Origin of the sequence: Nocardia sp. NBC_00511, assembly GCF_045161165.1 — a bacterium.
Taxonomy (GTDB): domain Bacteria; phylum Actinomycetota; class Actinomycetes; order Mycobacteriales; family Mycobacteriaceae; genus Nocardia.
Genome location: NZ_CP107849.1, coordinates 7,014,707 through 7,035,929, shown reverse-complemented (window position 1 = coordinate 7,035,929; position 21,223 = coordinate 7,014,707). Strand labels below are relative to the sequence as shown.

At 70.7% G+C, this 21,223-nt stretch carries 3 protein-coding genes; all 3 read right to left on the bottom strand.

What is annotated here, in order from left to right; genetic code table 11:
- Positions 1 to 31: 31 nt before the first annotated feature.
- Genes OG300_RS32700 through OG300_RS32690 form a run of 3 tightly spaced genes read right to left on the bottom strand, consistent with a single transcriptional unit; the run spans position 32 to position 21,185 of the window.
- Complete coding sequence (locus OG300_RS32700) at positions 32 to 1,330, bottom strand: cysteate synthase (RefSeq protein ID WP_405487684.1); 1,299 nt, start codon at positions 1,328 to 1,330, stop codon at positions 32 to 34.
- Positions 1,327 to 11,637, bottom strand: coding sequence for an amino acid adenylation domain-containing protein (locus tag OG300_RS32695; protein ID WP_405487682.1), 10,311 nt, complete (start codon positions 11,635 to 11,637; stop codon positions 1,327 to 1,329). Before OG300_RS32695 ends, OG300_RS32700 begins: the two co-directional genes overlap by 4 nt.
- Positions 11,637 to 21,185 carry an amino acid adenylation domain-containing protein gene (locus OG300_RS32690; protein ID WP_405487680.1) on the bottom strand — a complete coding sequence of 3,183 codons (9,549 nt, stop codon included), beginning with the start codon at positions 21,183 to 21,185 and terminating at the stop codon, positions 11,637 to 11,639. Before OG300_RS32690 ends, OG300_RS32695 begins: the two co-directional genes overlap by 1 nt.
- Positions 21,186 to 21,223 lie beyond the last annotated feature (38 nt).

Below are 21,223 nucleotides of genomic sequence, written 5' to 3'. Positions count from 1 at the left end.
TTGTTGTCTGAAAGGTGCTGCGGGCGGTGTGCTAGACCGGGATTCGCGAGGCCGGGCCGCGGAGGGCGAGGTCCACGCTCCAGCCCGCCCCGTCGTGCGGCAGCACGGTCGCCGCGACCGGGCGCCGGCCCGCGCCGGTCTCCCGCAGCCGTCGGCGGCGGCCGCCGCCGGTGATGTTGAGCAGTACCGAATCCGACGGCGGCAGTTCACCGGACGCGGCGGCCTGTCGCAGGCAGGCCAGTGCGATGGCGGCCGGTGGCTCGATGTCGATGCCGTAGGTCGCCTCGAAGAGCCCGGCCGCGGCCCGCGCCTGTTCGGTGGTGGCGACCGTGACCCGGCCGTCGGTGGCCCGCAACGCCTCGGCGATACCGCCGGGCAGGTGATACGGCGGTGTGACATTGGTGAGTTCAGGTGTCCAGATCTCGCCCGGACAGCTCCGGCCCCCGGTGACGCCGTCACGCCAGAGTTCGTGCACGGGGGCGAATTCCGCGTTCTGGCCGAGCAGCAGCCGGGGCAGGCGGCCGTCGGTCAGGCGCAGCGATGCCTCGTAGGCGGCGAGTGCGCCCGACGCGCTGCCGACGGCCTGGACGTAGTGATCGGGCAGTCGCCCCATCGCCTCGTAGGCGGTGTAGAGGACGGTCGCCATCCCGTCGCGGCGTGCGACATTGCGGACCCCGCCCTCCACTTCGACGCCGAGGCGATCGCACAGGCTGCGCGCGTAGTCGAGGGTCTGCGGATAGCTGGCATCGGCGAGCGCCACCACCTGCACGGTGGGGCCGAAAGGTACGGCCAGGCTGAGGTTTCCGAGCTGGCGGGCCGGGACCACCAGCAGGCACGGCAGTTCGAAGCGGGTGCACAGCAGCCCGAACGCGGAGGCGGTGTTGCCCGCGGACGGGATCACCAGCGGCGCGGATTCGGGGCGGCGGCCCAGTACCGCGATCGCCTCGAGCTCCTTGAAGCTGAAACATTCTGCGTGACAGTCGCGTTCGGGCCAGTATCCGGTGAAGGCGACCCACAGATCCCGCAGGCCGAGCCGGGCGCCCAGTTCGGGGGCGGCGAAGACACTGGTGAGGTTCTCCGATGGACGGCTGCGTCGCACCGGCAGCCAGCCGCGGTAGCGGAAGGGTCCGGTGGTCGCGGTGTCCACCGGCAGCCCGGTGCCGGGGTATCGAGTGCGCAGCAGTGCGTTCACGCCGCAGTCGTCGCACTCCAGCCGGTAGCCGTCCTCGGCGTATTCCCGCCCGCAACATCGGCATTCGAGGGTGTGCCGCGTCATGAAGTCCACCCGCCCACCCGACTCCGCAGCGGGTGAACCGTATTCGACCGTCATCGTCGTACTCCCCTATCGCACGCATCGGTCACCGGCTCCGCCGCCGGCTTGTTCACAAGAGTTCTCAGCACTTCGGCGATGTGGTCGATATGTGGCCGATCGGTCATCGCGTAGTGCGCGCAGTCGATCTCGTGCACGTCTATCGGGCCTCGCACATGCGCCGCCCAGGCACGCGGATCATGGTGCCGCCGTGCCCATTCGGGCTTCCGGGTGGCACTGAACAGGACCATCCCGGCATCCACCGGACGCGGCCGATGCCTGGCGTAGCTGTCGATGTTCAGCTCGTAGAGCTGCCGCATGGTGTGCAGCAGGCCGGGGTCGACTCCGGCGTAGAGCGAGTCCGAGGATCGGATCAGACGCTGCGTCTCATCCCAGTCCGCGATGGTTTCGCGCCCGTCCCACACCCGCACGCCGAGGATCTCGAGAAAGCCCGCGTTGTATCGCGCCGTGGTGTCCGGCACTGCGATGAATTCCCGTTCCGTCTCGGGCGGAAAGGTGTCGAGCAGGGCGAGCAGGCCGACGTCGCGCCCGCGCTGCCGCAGTTCGACGGCCACCGCCTGCGCGATCAGTCCGCCGTAGGACCAGCCCACCAGCAGATAGGGGCCCGAAGTTTGCAGCTCCAGCATGGCGTCGCAGTAGGCGGCGGCCATGCCGGCGATGTCGCGCGGACCGGGTTCCGCACTGCCCAGCCGCCGGGATTGCACGCCGATGAGGGTGAATTCGTCGAGCAGGCCGGCGAGGGTGAAGTACGGCCAGGCGGTGCCGCCGAGCGGGTGGAAACAGAAGATCCGCTCGCCGCGGGCGGGCCCGGAGGTGAGCTGGTAGAGCAGGCCGTACGGGTCCTTGAGGGCCGCGGTGCCGGGATCGGCTTCGGCGTTCGGCTCGGCGATCCGTTCCGCGAGATCCGCCACGGACGCGGATTCGAATATCGCCTGCACCTCGAGGTCGCAGGCGAACTCCGCGCGGATGGCGGCCGCCAGTTCGACTGCCAGCAGCGAGTTTCCGCCGAGCTCGAAGAAGGCGTCGTCGATGCCGACCCGGTCTCGACCGAGTAGCTCGGCGATGAGCCGGCACAGGGCGCGCTCGCGTTCGTCACGGGGTTCGCGGTGGTGACCGGGCCCGGCGTCGATGGGGGCGGGCAGCGCCCGGCGGTCGAGTTTGCCGTTGGCCAGCAGTGGCAGCTCGTCGAGGACGGTCCAGGCCGTCGGCACCATGTGGGTGGGCAGCCTGGACGCGAGTTGCCTTCGCACCGTGTCGATCTCGATCGGGGCGGCGGCGACCAGGTAGGCCGCCAGGCGGTCGCCGGTACGGGGATCGGTGTACCGGGTGACCACGGCCCGCGCGATGCCGGGGATCTCGGCCAGTGCCTGCTCGATCTCGCCGACTTCGATGCGGACGCCGTGCAGTTTCACCTGGAAGTCGTTGCGGCCCAGATATTCCAGCTCGCCGTGGCGGGTCCAGCGCACCAGGTCCCCGGTGCGGTACATGCGGGTTCCCGGCGGCCCGGCCGGGTCGGCGACGAATCGCTCGGCGGTCAGATCCGGGCGCGCGCGATAACCCCGGGCGAGTTGGACGCCCGCGAGATACAGCTCGCCGGGCACGCCGGGCGGCACCGGCCGCAGCCGATCGTCGAGGACGTGGGCGCGCGTATTGTCCACGGGCGCACCGATCGGCACATCCAGCGTGTCGGCCGAGGTGACCTGGTGAGCGGTGACGTCGACCGCCGCCTCGGTGGGTCCGTACAGGTTGTACAGGCTCGCCCCGGTGACCCGGCGCGCGTGCTGAGCGACGGTGGCGGGCAGCACTTCGCCCGAGGCGAAGATCCGGCGCAGGGTCGCGCACCCGGCCGCCTCCGGTTCCGCGGCGAACAGGGCCAGCATGGAGGGCACGAAATGCGCCGTGGTGACACCGTTGTCGATGATCGCGCGGGCGACCGCACGGGTGTCGCGGTGCGCGCCGGGCGCGAGCACGGTCAGCCGGGCGCCGACGCGCAACGCCCAGAACAGTTCCCACACCGAGACGTCGAAGGTTTCGGGAGTCTTGTAGAGCACGACGTCGGCGGTGGTGAGCGGATAGCGCCCCTGCATCCAGGCCAGTCGATTCGCGATCGCTCGATGCGAGACGCAGACGCCCTTCGGCGCTCCGGTGGATCCGGAGGTGAACAGCAGGTAGGCGGTGTGCTCGGGTCGCAGCGGGGCGAGCCGGTCCCGATCGGTGATCGGCCGATCGGAGTAGGCGGCCAGGTCGAGCCGGTCGATCGCGATCGCGTCGTCGTCCGCGCCGGTCTCCCCGCAGGTGAGCACGCACCGCGGTCCGGCGATCGCGAGCATGGCCGCGGTGCGTTGCGCGGGAGCGCCGGGGTCGAGCGGCAGGTAGGCGCCACCCGCCGCGACGATGGCGTGGATGGCGACCAGCTGTGCCGCGCCGCGCGGGGCGCGCACGCCCACCACGGTGTCGGGACCGACGCCGCGCTCGATCAACCAGCGTGCCAATCGGTGTGTGCGACTGTCGAATTCCGCGTAGGTCAGCGCTGCCTCGTCCGCCACGACCGCGATGTCGCCGGGGTCGCCGTCGCTCGTCCGGCCGGTGAGCAGCGGCTGGTCGGTCATCGGACGGCCGGTGGTGTTCCAGTCGCGCAACAGGTCTCGTTCCGCGCCGGTGAGCGTCTCGATCCGGCCGATCGGCAGTGCCGGGTCGGCGGTGACACGGTCGAGGACCGTGATCAGGCGCTCGGCGACGGCCGCCGCCGTGTCCGGGTCGAACAGGTCGGTGGCGTAGCGCAGCGAACAGCTCAGTCCGGCCGGTCCGGAATCATCGCGGTGTTCGGCGAATTCGAAGTCGAGGTCGAACTTCGTCGTCGGCAGCTCCACCGGCTCCGCGGTTATCCCGGTCTCCGGTGGAACAGGCGCTGCCGCAGCGGAGTTCGCCAGCATCACCATGACCTGGAACAGCGGATGGCGGCTCGGCGACCGCGCCGGATTCAGACGCTCCACCAGCACCTCGAACGGCACCTCCTGGTGGTCGAAGGCCGCCAGGTCCGTGGCCCGGGTCCGGGCCACCACGTCCGCGAACGAGGGATCGGCCCGGAGGTCCGTGCGCAGGACCAGCATGTTCACGAAGAACCCGATCAGACCGTCGAGTGCCGCGTCGACGCGTCCCGCGATGGGCGAACCGACCACCACATCGGTTCCCGCGCCCAGTTTCGACAGCAGCACCGAAACAGCGGCCTGCAACACCATGAACACGCTGGCGCCACCGGCCTGCGCCACCTCGATGATCCGGGTGTGCGTTCGAGCCGGGATCTCGAACCGGGTGGTGGCACCGCCGTGGGTGGGCCGCGCGGGCCGGGGGCGGTCGAACGGCAGCGTCATTTCGATGGGCGCGTTCGCCAGTGCCGTTTGCCAGTAGGACAATTGGCGATGCAGTTCGCTGCGCGGGTCGTCGGCCGCACCCAGTACCCGCTGTTGCCAGAGTGCGAAATCCGGATACTGCACGGGCAGGGGCGCCCAGGCGGGCGGGATGCCGTCCTGCCGGGCCCGCAGGGCGACCGAGATATCTCGGGCCAGCGGCGTGAGCGAGAATCCGTCGGCCGCTATGTGGTGGAGCACGACGACGAGCAGCCGATCGCCGGGCCCGGCCGTGCGCAGCAGGCACACCCGGATCGGCAGTTGTTCGGACAGCTCGAATGTCGTGGTGGCGAAACGCGATATCTCGGCGGTCACGGTGTTCGCGCTGACGGTTCCGGCGGAGAATTCGAACCGGCCGGCGGCGTCGTGCACCGACAGCACCCGCTGCACCGGAACCCCGGCCACGTCCGGATAGACGGTGCGCAGCACCTCGTGCCGGGCCACGACGTCCAGGAAGGCCGTGCGCAGCGCGTCGGCGTCGATATCGCCGGTCAGCCGCAACATCATCGGGATGTGGTAGGCGGCTCCGCCCTCGAATCGGTCGAGGAACCACAGGCGGCGCTGTCCGAAGGACAGCGGCAGCAGTTCGGGCCGGGCCTGCGGCGTGAGCGGAGACCGATCGACGGTGTCCGCCGGGTGCGCGGCGAGCAGTCCGGCCACGGTCGGCGCGTCGAACAGCGCGGAGACCGGCAGGCTCAGTCCGAAGACACCTCGGATGCGGCCGAGTAGGCGCATGGCCAGCAGTGAATGGCCGCCGAGGTCGAAGAACGAATCGTCGATGCCGACCGCGGGCACGCCGAGGACCTCCGCGAACAGCTCGCACATCAGCTCCTCGCGTGGGGTGCGCGGGATCCGGCCGGAGGTGACTGCCGAGAAGTCCGGGGCGGGCAGGGATCCGGTGTCCAGCTTGCCGTTCGCGGTCAGGGGCAGTGCGTCCAGCGTGACGAACACCGCGGGCACCATGTACTCGGGCAGCCGGGCGCCGATCGCGGCGCGCAGCTCCCCGGGACTCGGCGCGGCGCCGGCGGCCGGCACCACATAGGCGACCAGGCGCTTGCCCGCGGGACCATCCGATCGCACCAGCACGGCGGATCCGGCGACGCCGGGGCAGGCCGCGACGGCGGCACGGACCTCACCGAGTTCGATGCGGAACCCGCGGATCTTCACCTGGTCGTCGCTGCGTCCGGCGAATTCCAGTGCGCCGGAGTCGTTCCAGCGCACCAGGTCTCCGGTCCGGTACATGCGGGCGCCGACCGCGGCGAACGGGTTCGCCACGAAGCGGGCCGAGGTCAAGCCGGGACGGGCGTGGTATCCGCGCGCCAATTGCGTTCCAGCCAAATACAATTCGCCGACGACACCGGGTGGCACGGGTGCCAGGCCGGCGTCGAGGACCCACGCCGATACGGTCGGGAGCGGCGGGCCGACGACGCTCGCGGAGTGATCGATCAGCTCGGCATCCAGTCGAATCCGGCTGGCGTGCACCGTGGTCTCGGTGATGCCGTACATGTTGATCAGCGCGGTGTCCGCGTCGCCCGCCCAGGTCCGCCACTGGGTGAGCTGCGCGAAGTCCAGGGCTTCACCGCCGAAGACCACGGCGCGCAACCGCGGCAGGTCCGCGACCCGTTCCTCGGCGAGGTACGAGGCCAGCTGATAGAAGGCGGAGGGCGTCTGCGACAGGATGCTCACGCCGGTCTCCCGCAACAGGCCGACCAGGGCGTCGGGGGTGCGGACGGTGGCGGTGTCGATCACCACCAGGCGATTGCCGCGCGCGAGCGCACCCCACATCTCCCAGACCGAGAAGTCGAAGGCGAACGAATGCGCGACGGCCCAGCAGTCGTCATCGCGTACGTCGATCGCCGCGCCCGCACCGGCCAGCATGGACACCACGTTCGAATGCGGAATCACCACGCCCTTGGGCGTCCCGGTGGAACCGGAGGTGTAGATCAGGTAGGCGGGGTGGTCCGGACGCAGCGCGGTCCGGCGATCGTCATCGGTGATCGCCGTCGCCGATTCCTCGCCGGGCACGCAGTCCGAGTCGGTCAGAACCAGAGCCACGGCGGCATCGGCGAGCACGAACTCGGTGCGCTCCGCCGGATGGGCGGGATCGATCGGGACGTAGGCGGCTCCGGCCTTGAGTACCGCGAGGATGGCGACGACCATTCGCTCGGTGCGCGAAAGCCGCAGGCCGACACGGGATTCCGGGCCGATTCCCTGCCGGATGAGCCGGCGCGCCAGCCGGTTGGATTGCTCGTCGAGCTCGCGGTAGGTCAGGGTCCGGCCAGCGCCGACCACGGCGGTCGCGTCCGGGACCCGGGTGGCCTGTCTGGCGAAAAGCACCGGGAGGGTGGCGGTTCGGCGCTCGGGTTCCACCAGTGCGGCCCGGCGGCGCAGCAGCGCCGTCTCCGCCGCGGTCACGGCGGACAGCGCCGACAGCCGGCGGTGGGGATCACCGAGCGCCTGCTCCACGATGGACAGTAGGCGGGTCGTGATGGTGGCGGCGGTGCCGGGGTCGAACAGGTCCGTCGCGTAGCGCAGGACCCCACGGATTCCCGCGGGAGCCGAATCATGCTGCCGCTCGGTGAATTCGAAGGCCAGGTCGAACTTCGTCACCGGCAATTCCGCCGATTCGGCGACAACCTGGATGCCGGGTAGCGACACCGCTGCCGTCGCGGTGTTCTGGAGCACCACCAGCACCTGGAACAGCGGATGCCGGTTCAGCGCGCGTGCCGGGTTCAGATGCTCCACCAGCATCTCGAACGGCAGGTCCTGGTGGTCGAAAGCCGCCAGGTCGGTCGCGCGCACCCGGGCCAGCACCTGCGCGAACGTCGGGTTGCCGCCGAGATCGGTGCGCAGCACCAGGGTATTGACGAAGAACCCGACCGATTCGTCGAGCGCTGCGTCGGTGCGTCCCGCGATCGGCGAGCCCACCACCACATCGGTGCCGGCGCCCAGTTTCGTCAGCAGCACCGCCACCGCGGCCCGCAGCACCATGAAGACGCTGGCACCCGCGGCTCGGGCCAGCTCGATGATCCGGGCGTGCTCCGGGGCGGGGATCTCGAATGCCGCCGACGCACCCCGATACGTCGAGCGCGCGGGACGCGGGCGGTCGCAGGGCAGGCCGGTTTCGGCGGGCAGTTCGGCCAGTGTCGTACGCCAGTACGCCAGTTGCCGGTGCGCCTCACTGTCGATCTCGCCGGGTGACCCGAGGGTGTCGCGCTGCCACAGCGCGAAGTCCGCGTACTGCACCGGCAGCGGCCGCCAGCCCGGCGACGCACCGGTGAGCCGAGCGGTCCAGGCCGCCACCATGTCCCGGGCGAACGGCGCGTAGGACCAGCCGTCGGCGGCGATGTGGTGCAGCACCACGGCCAGCACCAGGTCCCCGTCCGGTGTCGCGGCGGCCGGTTCGAAGACCCGGACCCGAATGGGGAGTCGTTCGGACAGCTCGAAGCCGACGGCCACGAAGTCCAGGACCGCGGCCGTCACCTGCTCGCCGTCCACCGGGACGCTGGTGAACTCGAGCAGCTCGCGGGCCGCCGTCATGGGCAGCACCCGCTGCACCGGTTCGCCGTCCACTTCGGGAAACACCGTGCGCAGCACCTCGTGCCGTTCGATGACATCGAGCAGGGCCGTGCGCAGTCGCGCGGCATCCGCGGTCCCGGAGATCCGCAGCACGATCGGCATGTTGTAGGACGCGCCGCCCTCGAGGCGGTTCAGGAACCACAGCCGGCGCTGCCCGAACGACAGCGGCACGTGCTCGGGACGCGCCATCGCGGTCAGCGGGGGCCGTGCCGCGGTGCCCGAAATCTCCAGTGCCGCAGCAAGTCCGGCTACGGTCGGCGCATCGAACAGGGTGGTCACCGGCAGTTGGATTCCGAACTCCGCGCGCACCCGGCTCAGCAGGCGCATCGCCAGCAGCGAATGCCCGCCCAGCTCGAAGAAGGAATCGTCGATCCCCGCGCCGGGCACACCCAACACCTCGGCGAACAGGCCGCACAGTCGTTCCTCCCGGCTGTCACGCGGCCCGCGACCGCGCGACAGGGCCGAGAAGTCGGGGGCGGGAAGGGCTTTGGAGTCGAGCTTGCCGCTCGCGGTGAGCGGCAGTGCCGCCACCGGCACCAGGGCCGCGGGCACCAGATACCCGGGCAGCCGGGCAGTCAGTGCCCTGCGCAGCGCCGCCGGGTCCGGCACGGTTCCCGCCTCCCCGACCACGTACCCGACCAGCCGCTGCTCACCGGAGTCGTCCGTGTGCACCAGCACCACGGCCGCCGCCACCCCGGCGCAGGACACGAGGGCGGTTCGCACCTCACCCGGTTCGATGCGGAAGCCGCGGATCTTCACCTGGTCGTCCGCGCGGCCCGCGAAGGCCAGCATGCCGGAAGCGTTCCAGCGCACCAGGTCTCCGGTGCGGTACATGCGCGCACCGGACGGACCGAGCGGGCAGGCGACGAATCGTGCGGCGGTGAGTCCGGGGCGGCCACCGTAGCCGCGGGCCAGATGCGCACCCGTCACATACAGTTCGCCGATCACGCCGGGTGGCACCGGCCGCAACCGCTCGTCGAGCACCCACGCGCCGGTGCCGGGGATGGGAGCGCCGATGCTGATCGGGTCCGCGGCGGTCACCGGCGGACCGAGGGTGGCGACCACGGTGGCCTCGGTGGGGCCGTAGGCGTTGAACAGCAGCCGATCCGCCGCCCAGACGGTCGCGATCTCGGCCGGCAGTTCCTCACCGCCGGTCACGACGACGCGCAGGGCCGTGCGGTGCGCCGGGTCCAGGGTGGCCAGTACGCGCACGGACAGGAAGGCGTGGGTGATCCGCTCGTCGTCGAGCAGCACCGCGAGTTCGTCGCCGCCGAACACGTCGGCGGGTGCGATCACCATGGTCGCCGCCGCACCCACCGCCATCAGCAGTTCCAATATCGAGGCGTCGAAACTCGGTGACGCGGCGTGCAATACCCGCGAGCGGCGATCGAGCGCGTAGCGGCGCACCTGTTCATCGCAGAGTCCGCGGATGCCTCGATGCGTGACGACCACGCCCTTCGGCTCGCCGGTCGAACCGGACGTGTAGATGATGTAGGCGGCCGCGTCGACTGCGGGAAACACCCGGTCCGACCGGCTGTTCGGAGCTGTCCGGGGCAGCTCGTCGATCAGCGTCCATTCGATGTCGCGGGGCAATTCGCCGACCGTCGCCGCATCGGTGAGCCCGGCGGTCACAGCGGCGTCGCGCAGCAGATAGCGCTTGCGGTCCACCGGCAGTCTCGGATCGACCGGAACGAAAACCGCACCCGACAGCACCGCCGCCCAGATCGCCAGCACCGAGTGCAGCGAGCGTGGCACGGCCACCGCGAGCCGATCACCGGGACGCACCCCGCGGGCACGCAGCGCCGCCGCCACTCCCACTGCCCGCGAATACAATTCGCGGTAGCTGAGCTCCTGGTCCCGGTACCGGACCGCGGCGCCGTCCGGGTTGGCCGCGACCGCCTCGGCCAGCAGCTCCCCGAATGTGGCGGGCACGGCGGGCGTGGCGCTGCCGCGCGCCGTCAGCAGTGCTCGCTCGGTCTCCGACAGCACCGATACCTGGCTCAGCCGGACGGCCGGATCGGCGCCGACCTGCTCGAGCACGGCGAGCAGGCGGTCCGCGAGGGCCTCGACGGTGCGCCGGTCGTAGAGGTCGGTGGCGTACTCGATCGTGGCGGTGAGGCCCGCTCCGGCCCGCTCCGCGAAGGCGAAGGTGAGATCGAACTTGGTGAGGCCCAGCGTGATCGGTTCCAGCTCGACCCGGAAGCCGGGCAGCGCGAAATCGGCGGCGGCCTGATTCTGCAACACCACCATGACCTGGACCAGCGGATGCCGATTGCCCGATCGTTCCGGATTGAGGTCTTCGACGAGCAGCTCGAACGGAATATCCTGGCGGTCGTAGGCGGCCAGGTCTCCGGCGCGCACCCGGTGCAGCACCGTCGCGAAATCGGGGTCGCCGGTCAGGTCGGTGCGCAGGACCAGGGTGTTGACGAAGAACCCGACCAGCTCCTCGAGGGCTTCGTCGGTGCGACCCGCGATAGGGGAACCCACCACGAGATCGGTGCCCGAGCCCAGCTTCGACAGCAACACCAGCACGGCGGCGCGCAGCGTCATGAACAGGCTCGCGCCACTCGCCTGCCCCGTCTCGGCCACGCGACGGGACAGCTCCGGGGAGATCCGCATCGCGACCGTGTCACCCCGGTGCGACAGACGCTGGGGCCGTGGACGATCCGTGGCGAGGGTCGACTCGGCGGGCAGTCCGGCGAGGGTCCGCCGCCAGTAACCCAGTTGCCGGTTCCATTCGCTGTCCGGGTCCTCCGGCGTGCCGAGCACCTCGCGCTGCCAGAGGGTGAAGTCCGCGTACTGCACCGGGAGCGGTTCCCAGACGGGCGCTTTCGCACCGAGCCGGGCACCGAACGCCACCGCGATATCGCGGGCGAACGGACCCAGCGACCAACCGTCGGAGGCGATGTGGTGCAGCACCGCGACCAGCACGGTGACACCTTCCGCCGCGAGATCGGGACCGGTCAGCCGCAGCAGCCGCACCCGGATGGGCAGCTGTCGCGACAGCTCGAAAGGCAGTTGCGCGAACTCGGTGGATCGCGCCGGAACCGCATCGAGATCCGCTGTGTCCGAGTCGAACTCGAACAGCTCGGTGGCCTCGGGAAGGGAAAGGCGATGCTGTACGGGTTCGCCGTCCACCTCCGGGAACACTGTCCGCAGCACTTCGTGGCGGCCGATCACATCGAGCAGGGCCTGTCGCAGCACGGCCGGGTCGACCGCACCGGTCAGGCGCAGCAGCACCGGCTGGTGATAGGCCGCACCACCGTCGAGACGGTTGAGGAACCACAGTCGTCGTTGTCCGAAGGACAGCGGGATGCGCATCAGCGGGCCTCCGTCATGCGCCGCAGTGCCGGGCGCTTGGTGGTGCGGGCTCCGCCGAGCGCCTCGGAAAGCTGTGCGATCGTGGGTTTCTCGAACAGGGTGAGCAGTTCGAGCTCCACGCCGAGGCGAGTGCGCACCCGGTTGGCGAGCTTCACCGCCAGCAGCGAGTTGCCGCCCAGTTCGAAGAACGAGTCATCGATGCCGACCCGCGGCACCCCGAGCATCTCCCCGAACAGTTCGCACAGCAGTTCCTCGCGGGCGTCGCGCGGGCCCCGGCCGGAGGCGGCGGCGAACACGGGTGCGGGCAGTGCCTTGCGGTCCAGCTTGCCGTTCACGTTCTGCGGCAACGCTTCCAGCACCACGAAGGCGGTCGGCACCTGATAGCCGGGTAGCTGCCGAAGGGCTTCGGCGCGCAGTGCCTCCACGGTCGGCGGTGTGGGGCCGCCGTCGGGCACGACGTATCCGATCAGCCGCCGGTCGCCGGGCACATCCTCGCGGACCACGGCCACGGCCGCTCCGACACCGGGGCAGCCGGCCAGTACCGCCTCCACCTCGCCGAGCTCGATGCGGAAGCCGCGCACCTTCACCTGATCGTCGGTGCGGCCGGCGAATTCGAGCGCACCGGACTCGTTCCAGCGCACCAGATCTCCGGTGCGATACATGCGCGCACCGGACGGGCCGAACGGACACGCCACGAATCGCGCGGCCGTCAGCCCCGCACGGGCGTGATAGCCCCGCGCCAGCTGTGCGCCGGACACGTACAGTTCGCCCAGCATTCCGGGGCCGACCGGACTCAGGTCGGTGTTCAGCACCCAGGCGCTCACCCCCGGGAACGGACGGCCGATCGGCACCGCCGTACCCGGCTCGGGAGCGGACTCCACCACGAAATCGGTGCAGCCGACGGTCAACTCGGTAGGGCCGTAGTGATGCACCACGCGGGAGCCGGGATTGCGCTCGAACCAGTCGCGCAGGGTCTGGGCGGGCAACGCCTCGCCGCCCAGCATCAACTGGCCGGGCGCGGCGGCCGCAGCGGCCAGCTCGTTGAGGATGCCCAGATGGGTCGGGGTGAGTTTGAGGAAACCGAGGCCGGATCCGGTCGCCGTGGTGAGATCGCGCTCGAACCGGTCCCCGATGCGCACCGTGCCGCCCGCCACCAGGGTGCCGTGCAGGGTGGTGACGCTGGAGTCGAACGACAGCGGCGCGTGCCACAGGGTGGCGGACCGCAGGTCGTAGGCCGAGGCACAGTGGGCGAGATAGTTGTTCAGCGCGCGATGCTCGACGATCACCCCCTTCGGCTGCCCGGTGGAGCCGGAGGTGTAGATCAGGTAGGCCGGATGCTCGGGGCGCAGCACGGCACGCCGTTCGCCGTCGCGCAACGGTGCGGCCGACGTCTCGGACAGCTCGGCGACCACCGCGGGATCGTCGAGTGCCAGCCGGGGTGTGCGGGAATCGAGCACACCGGCCGACACGGAGTGGGTGAGCACCAACGCCGCCGCGGCGTCGTCCAGGATGAAGGCGGTGCGGTCGCGCGGATGCGCGGGGTCGATCGGCAGGTAGGCGGCACCGGCCCCGAGCACCGCCAGCATGGCGACCACCAGGTCCTCGGTACGTGGCAGGCACAGGCCGACAACGGATTCCGGGCCGATGCCCCGGCGGATCAGCACTCGGGTCAGTCGGTCGACCGCCCGGGCGAGTTCGAGGTAGGTCGTGGTCCGCTCACCCGCCACCAGCGCCGTCGCCTCCGGCGATCGCTGTGCCCGCGCGGCGAAGACCTCGGGCATCAGCGGCGTCGCCGCGACCGGCTCGGCGTTCACCGACCAGCCTCGGACGGTCTCGTACTCCTTTGCGGTGAGCACGGATACGGTGCTCAGCGGCCGCGACGGCTGCGCCGTCAGCCGGTCGAGCAGGGCGATCAGCCGCGACCCGATGGCCTCGACGGTGCGCGCGTCGAACAGATCGACGGCGTAACGCAGCGTCGCGGTGATGCCGTCCGGTCGCGAATCGCGGTGCCGTTCCACGAATTCGAAGGCCAGATCGAACTTGGTCACCGGCAGCTCCACCGGCTCGGCGGCGAATTCCACACCCGGCAAGGCCAATTCGGCGGCCGCGGTGTTCTGCAACACCACCAGCACCTGGAACAGCGGATGCCGGTTCAAGGCGCGTACCGGATTCAGCCGTTCCACCAGCACCTCGAACGGCACCTCCTGATGGTCGAAGGCGGCCACGTCCACGGCGCGCACCCGGTCGAGGACCTCGACGAAGGACGGGTCGCCGCTCAGATCCGTGCGCAACACCAGGGTGTTCACGAAGAACCCGACCAATTCGTCGAGTGCCTCGTCGGTGCGTCCGGCGATCGGGGAGCCCACCACGATGTCCGCGCCCGCACCCAGTTTCGAGAGCAGAACGCTCACCAGGGCGTGCAACACCATGAACGCGCTGACGCCGGTGCCGCGCGCCAGGGCCGCCAGCCGGGCATGCGATTCGGCGGGAATCTCGACCGGAACCACCGCTCCCCGATAGGTCGAGCGAGCCGGTCGGGGACGGTCGAACGGCAGCTCCAGTTCCGCGGGCGAATTCGCCAGCGCCGCTTCCCAATAGCCGAGTTGCCGGCTCAGCTCACCACCGCTGTCGGCGGCCGAACCGAGGACGGCGCGCTGCCACAGCGCGAAATCGGCGTACTGCACCGGCAGCGCGGGCCGGCTGGGCTCGGCGCCGGTTCGTCGGGCTTCGACCGCGGCGATCACATCCCGGGCGAACGGGGCGTACGACCAGCCGTCGGCCACGATGTGGTGCAGCACCACGACGACCACGAATTCTGTTTCGAGCGAAGAGTTCTCGTCACGCACCTGGTACACCCGGGCGCGCAGCGGCGGGCGCGCGGCCAGGTCGAAACCGGTACCGACGGCCTCCCCCGCGAGCTGTCGCATCCGATCCGCGGTCGCGGGAATCACGGAGAAGTCGAACTGCGCGGCGGCCTCGTCACGGGTGAGCACTCGCTGTATCGGCGTGCCGTCCACCTCCGGGAAGACCGTCCGCAGCACCTCGTGCCGCTCGATTACGTCCAGCAGCGCGGCCCGCAGCAGGTCCGGGTCCACCGCGCCGCGTACCCGCAGCGCGATCGGCATGTTGTAGGCCGGGCCGCCCTCCAGCAGGTTGAGCAGCCACAGACGCTGCTGGCCGAACGACAGCGGCAGCAGGTCCGGCCGCGGCTGCGGCCGCAGCGCCGGGCGGGCCGCCGCCGGTGAACTGTTGAGCCGCACCACCAGTCCCGCCACGGTCGGCGCGTCGAACAGGGCCGCCACCGGCACCTGCGCTCCGAACACGGTCCGCACCCGGCTCAGCAGTCGCATGCCCAGCAGCGAATGACCGCCCAGTTCGAAGAACGAATCATCGATCCCGACCGAGTCCACCCCAAGCACCTCGGCGAAGAGCCCGCACAGCAGCTCCTCGCGCGGATTGCGCGCCTCGCGTCCGGTCGACAGCGCCGAGAAGTCCGGTGCGGGTAGCGCTTTGCGATCGAGCTTGCCGTTGGGGGTCAGCGGCAACACGTCCAGGATCAGGATGGCGGCGGGCACCATGTAGCCGGGCAGGCGGGCGGACAGGGCCGAGCGCAGTTCCGCGGGATCGAGCACCTGTGGCGCGCTCGGGTCCGGCACCGCGTAGCCGATCAATCGCCGATCTCCCGGCAGGTCTTCGCGCACGACGGCGATGGCCTGCGCGACTCCGGGGCAATCGGCCAGCGCGGCCCGGATCTCCTCCGGTTCGATCCGGAAGCCACGCAGTTTCACCTGGTCGTCGCGGCGGCCCAGGAACTCGAGGCGATCGGAGTTGTTCCACCGCACCAGATCTCCGGTGCGATACATCCGCACACCCGCCGACTCGAACGGGCAGGCCACGAAACGCGCGGCCGTCAGGTCCGATCGGCCACGATAGCCGCGCGCCAACTGCGGGCCGGACACATAGAGTTCGCCCGCGACGCCCGGTGGGACCGGCCGCAGCCGATCGTCGAGCACGTGCAACGCCGTGCCGGGCAGCGGACGGCCGATGGACACCGGACCGTCCGGCGAGCCCAGCTCCGCCCAGGTGGCCCAGATGGTGGTCTCGGTGGGCCCGTACATATTCGACACGCGCGCGGCCCGGCCGGTCAGCCGATCCGCCAGCTGCTGTGGCAGCGCCTCACCGCCGACCAGCGCGTGCACCTCGCTCAGCGCCGATTCCGGTGCGGTGACCAGTGTTTCCCACAGCGCCGGTGTCGCCTGCACCACCCGCGCACCCGAGGTGGTGATCAGCTGTGCGGCGCTGATCGGGTCCGCCGCCTGCGCGGCGTCGGCGATCACCACGGTGCCGCCTGCCGACAGCGGCCGGAACAGTTCGAGGGCGGCGATGTCGAAGGCCGTGGTGGTCACCGCGAGCCAGGTCTCGGGGCGGGTCGCGCCGAGCACGGCGTCCATGCCGGTGAGGAAGGCGGCCAGGGCCCGGTGCTCGATGACGACACCCTTGGGGTGGCCGGTGGAGCCGGAGGTGTAAATCAGGTAGGCCGGGTGCTCGGGGCGCAGGTCGGCGGGCCGGTCCCGCTCGGTGAGCGCCGTCGCGGCGGTCCCGGCCGTGAGTGCGCACACCTCCGGGTCATCGAGCACGAGCAGGTCTGCCGGACCGGCTGATTCGACCGCCGCGGCCACCGACGACTCGGTGACCACCAGCATCGTCCCCGCATCCGCGAGTATGCGGGCGACACGGGCGGGCGGGTGAGCCGGATCCAACGGGAGGTACGCGGCGCCGGACTTGAGCACACCCAGCAGCGCGACCAGCATCAGCTCCGAGCGCGAAAGACACAGCGCGACAACCGACTCCGGCCGCGCTCCGCGCGCGATCAGCAGTCTGGCCAGTCGGTTGGAGGCCTCGTCCAGCTCTCGATAGGTCAGGGTGCGGTCGCCGCGCCGGACCGCGATCGCCTCGGGGGTGCGAGCCGCCTGCTGCTCGAATCGGCTCGGCAGCAACGCTTCCGGCGCCCGTGGCACCGGCGCGGCGCTCAGGCTCCGCAACCGGGTCTGATCGGAAGCGGTCAGTGCCGACAGCTCTGCCAGGCGGCACCGGGGATCGGTCCCGACCCGGTCCAGCACGGCGGACAGCCGGGCCGCGACGACCTCGACGGTGGTTCGGTCGAACAGGTCGGCCGCGTACTGCAGGGTCACGGCGATGCCGTCGGGCCGCGAATCCCGCTGCCGCTCGGTGAATTCGAAGGTGAGATCGAACTTGGTGACCGGCATCTGCACCGGCTCGACCGCGATCGAGACCCCGGGCAGCGACAGCTCGGCCGCCGCGGTGTTCTGCAGCACCACCATCACCTGGAACAGCGGGTGGCGACTGCGCGACCGAACCGGATTGAGCCGCTCCACCAGCACCTCGAACGGCACCTCCTGATGATCGAAAGCCGCCACGTCCGCGGCGCGGGTGCGCGCCAGCACCTCGGCGAACGACGGGTCGCCGGTGAGGTCGGTGCGCAGGACCAGCATGTTCACGAAGAATCCGACCAATTCGTCGAGCGCCGCGTCGGTGCGGCCGGCGATCGGTGAACCCACCACCACGTCCGTGCCCGCGCCCAGCTTCGACAGCAGCACCGACACCGCCGCCTGCAACACCATGAACACGCTCACGCCCGCGCCGCGAGCGAGTTCCAGCAGGCGTGCGTGCACATCGGCGGGGATCTCGAACGGCACCGTGCCGCCCAGGTACGACGGCCGCAGCGGTCGCGGGCGGTCGAACGGGAGCACCATCTCCTGAGGCAGCCCGGCGAGCGTGTCCTGCCAGAAGGTCAGCTGCCGTGCGAGTTCCGGACTCGGCTGCTCCGGCGTGCCCAGCACCTCCCGCTGCCACAGCGCGAAATCCGCGTACTGCACCGGCAGCGCTTCCCATCCGGGCCGCGCGCCCGAGACCCGGGCCGCGTAGGCGACCGCGATATCGCGTGCGAAGGGCGCGAGTGACCAACCGTCGGAAGCGATGTGGTGCAGCACCGCGACCAGTACGGCCGACTCGGCATCGGTGGCCGCGGCGGCCGGACCACGCAGCAACCGCACTCGCAGCGGCAGTCGCGTGGCGATGTCGAACCCGGCGGCCGCGAAATCGGCGGCCGCCCGCCGCGACTCGCCGGAGTCGAGTACGGAGAAGTCGAACAGCTCGGCGGCCTCGTCCCGGGTGAGCACCCGCTGCACCGGATCCCCGTCGACCTCCGGATACACCGTCCGCAGCACCTCGTGCCGCCCGATCACATCCAGGAGCGCTGCCCGCAGGGCGGCCGTGTCGACGGATCCGGTGAGCCGCAACGCGACCGGCATGTTGTAGGCCGCGCCGTCTTCGAACCGATTCAGGAACCACAGCCGCCGCTGCCCGGAAGACAGCGCGATCACCTCCGGCCGCGCGGCCGCGACCAGTTCGGGGCGGTCCACGCCGGCACGCCTCATGGCGGCGGCGAGCTGCCGGACGGTCGGGGCGTCGAAGAGCACCTTGAACGACAAGCGTTTGCCCAGTACGGATTTCACTCGCCCGGCCAGGCGGGTGGCGAGAATCGATTGCCCGCCCAGGTCGAAGAACGAGTCGTCGATGCCGACCCGCTCCGTCCCGAGCACCTCGGCGAACAACGCGCAGAGCAGTTCCTCGCGCGGAGTGCGCGGCGGGCGCGACTCGGTGGCGCGCGAAAGCTGCGGCGCGGGAAGGGCTTTGCGGTCGAGCTTGCCGTTGGTGGTCAGCGGCAGCTTCGCCAGGGTGACGAAGGCCGACGGCATCATGTACTCGGGTAGTCGCCCGGCCAGGAAGGCCCGGAGCTCTTCCTCGGAAGGCCCGGTACGCGGCGTATCACCGGCCGGCACCACATACGCCACCAGTCGCTTGTCACCGGGAACGTCCGCACGCACCGTGACGGCGGACGGCCCGACGCCGGGACAGGCCGCCAATGCCCGCTCCACCTCACCCAATTCGATCCGATAGCCCCGGATCTTGACCTGGTCGTCGACCCGTCCGACGAACTCCACCGCACCGGAGTCGTTCCAGCGCACCAGGTCTCCGGTGCGGTACAGCCGGTCGTGCGGGCCACCGAAGGGAGCGGCCACGAAGCGCACGGCCGTCGCGGCCGGGCGGCCGTGGTAGCCGCGGGCCAATTGCGCACCGGCCACGTAGAGTTCACCGATCGCCCCCGGCGGGACGGGACGCAGACCGGCATCGAGCACCCACACCGTCAGGCCCGCCAGCGGCGTGCCGATCGGTGCGATGCCCGCCGCGACCTCGTCCGGCCGGAAAAGATGACTGGTGGCGAAGGTCGTGGTCTCGGTGGGCCCGTATCCGTTGCGCAGCCGCAGCCCGGGATTCGCCGCCAGCACTCGCGCGACGTCGGCGGGCGCGACGGCGTCACCGCCGACCAGCACCTCGTCGAGTCCGGCGAAGCAGGTCGGGTCCTCGGCCATGGACGAGAACATCGCAGCGGTGACGAAGGTGGTACCGATGCGCCGGGGTGCGGTGAGCTCGTGCAGGGCCTGGGCATCGAGATGTCCCGGCCCCGCGACCACCACCGTGCCGCCGCTGAGCAGCGGCAGCCACAACTCGAAAGTCGCGGCGTCGAAAGCCAATGTCGAATGCGACAGCGCGGAGACCGGTCCGGCCGGTCCGCCCCACCAGGGCTGGCGGGCCAGATTCGCGACCGCGCGATGGGAGACCGCGACCCCCTTCGGCACGCCCGTCGACCCGGACGTGAAGAGCACGTACGCGAGTTGCTCGGGATGCGAGGTCACCTGCGGAGCGGTCATCGGCCAGGCATTCGGGGCGAAATCGTCGACCACCAGCACTGCGGGTCCGAACGCCTCGATATCGTTGTCCGGCAGCGATTCTCGATCGGCGATGATCAGCGAGACCCCGGCATCACCCAGCACCCGCTCCCGGCGTGCGGCCGGATCCTCGATGTTCACCGGCACATAGGCCGCACCCGCCTTCAGCACCGCCAACAGCGCGACCACCGCCTGCGGTGAGCGGCGCAGCAGGATTCCCACCCGGTCCTCGACCACGATGCCGTGGTGGATCAGCCGGTGCGCCAGCCGATTCGAGCGCTCGTCGAGCTCGGCGTAGCTGAGGACCGCGTCCCCCGCGCGGACGGCCGGGGCGGTGGGGGCGCGCCGCACGACCTCGGCGAAGAGGTCGGGCAGGCTCGCGACGGGCTCGGGCGCGCGCGCACCCCGGCCCCGGTCCGCGAGCTGCGCCCGCTGGATCTCCGACAGCCCGGGTACCGCGTCGGGTCGCCCCGCCGGGTCGACGGTGAAGGCGGCCAGCAGATCGAGGCAGTGGTCCAGCAGTCGCGCGGCCGCCGCGGCGGAGTAGAGCGACTTGCGGTAGGCGAGCCGGATACCGATGCGCTCACCCGGGATGACGGTCAGACTCAGCGGAAAGTGGTTGCTGTCGCGACCTTCCACATCGGTGATCGCCAGACCGGTGCCGGGGATCTCGCCCAGTGCGGCCAGGTCCACCGGATAGTTCTCCAGCACCACCGAGGTGTCGAACAATTCGCCGGCACCGGCGGCCGCGGCGATGTCGGTCAGCGACAGGTACTGGTGCGGCAGCATGGCCGTGGTCTGGCGCTGCACCGCGGCGATGAGTTCGGACCAGGTATCGGCCGCCGACCATCGGACCCGCACGGGAACCGTATTGATGAACAGGCCCACCATCGATTCGACACCGCGCACCTCCGGCGGGCGACCGGAGACGGTCACGCCGACCACCACGTCGTCGCGGCCGTGGCCGCGCCCCAGCAGCAGACCCCAGACGGTCTGCACCACGGCACCCAGCGTGACACCGGTCTCCCGGGCGGTGGCAACCAGCGCGGAGCTGCGCTCGGCATCGAGATGACGCTCGATCTCACCGGGAAGCTCACCGCCCGAACGCTTTCCGGCGCCGAGCAGCAGTGGCGTCACTCCGGTCAGCAACTCGCGCCACGCCCGCGCCGAAGCCGTACGGTCCTGTGCGGCAACCCATTGCAGATAGCGCTGATAGTCGGCGGACACGGCGGCGGCCGGTGATCCACCACGCCGGTAGTGATCGAACAGCTCCATCAGCAGCAGCGGCATCGACCAGCCGTCGAGCAGGATGTGATGGAAGGTGGTGACCAGCCGATGATCGTCGGCGCTCAGCCGGACCAGCACGAATCGGATCAGCGGACCGCGTTCCACGTCGATGCGCAGCGCCCGGTCGGCGGCGAGGAATTCTTCGAAGGAGCCCGCCGCGCCGGTTCCGGCGAGGTCGAGGAACGTGAACGGCACCCGGGCGCCACGCACCACCACCTGCACCGGGTCTCCGGCCGCGCGCCGCTTGAACACCACCCGCAGATTCGGGTGCCGATCCAGCACCGCCTCGACACCGGTCCGCACCAGCTCCGCGTCGACCGCACCGCGGATGGACACGATCGACTGCGCCACATAGACATCCGCACCCTCGTCCTCGAACTGAGTGTGGAACAGCAGCCCCTCCTGCAGTGGGGCCAAGGGCAATACGGATTCGATACGCACGGTGGACATGAACAACCTCGGAGACTCGACGATGGGCGGGCGGCGGC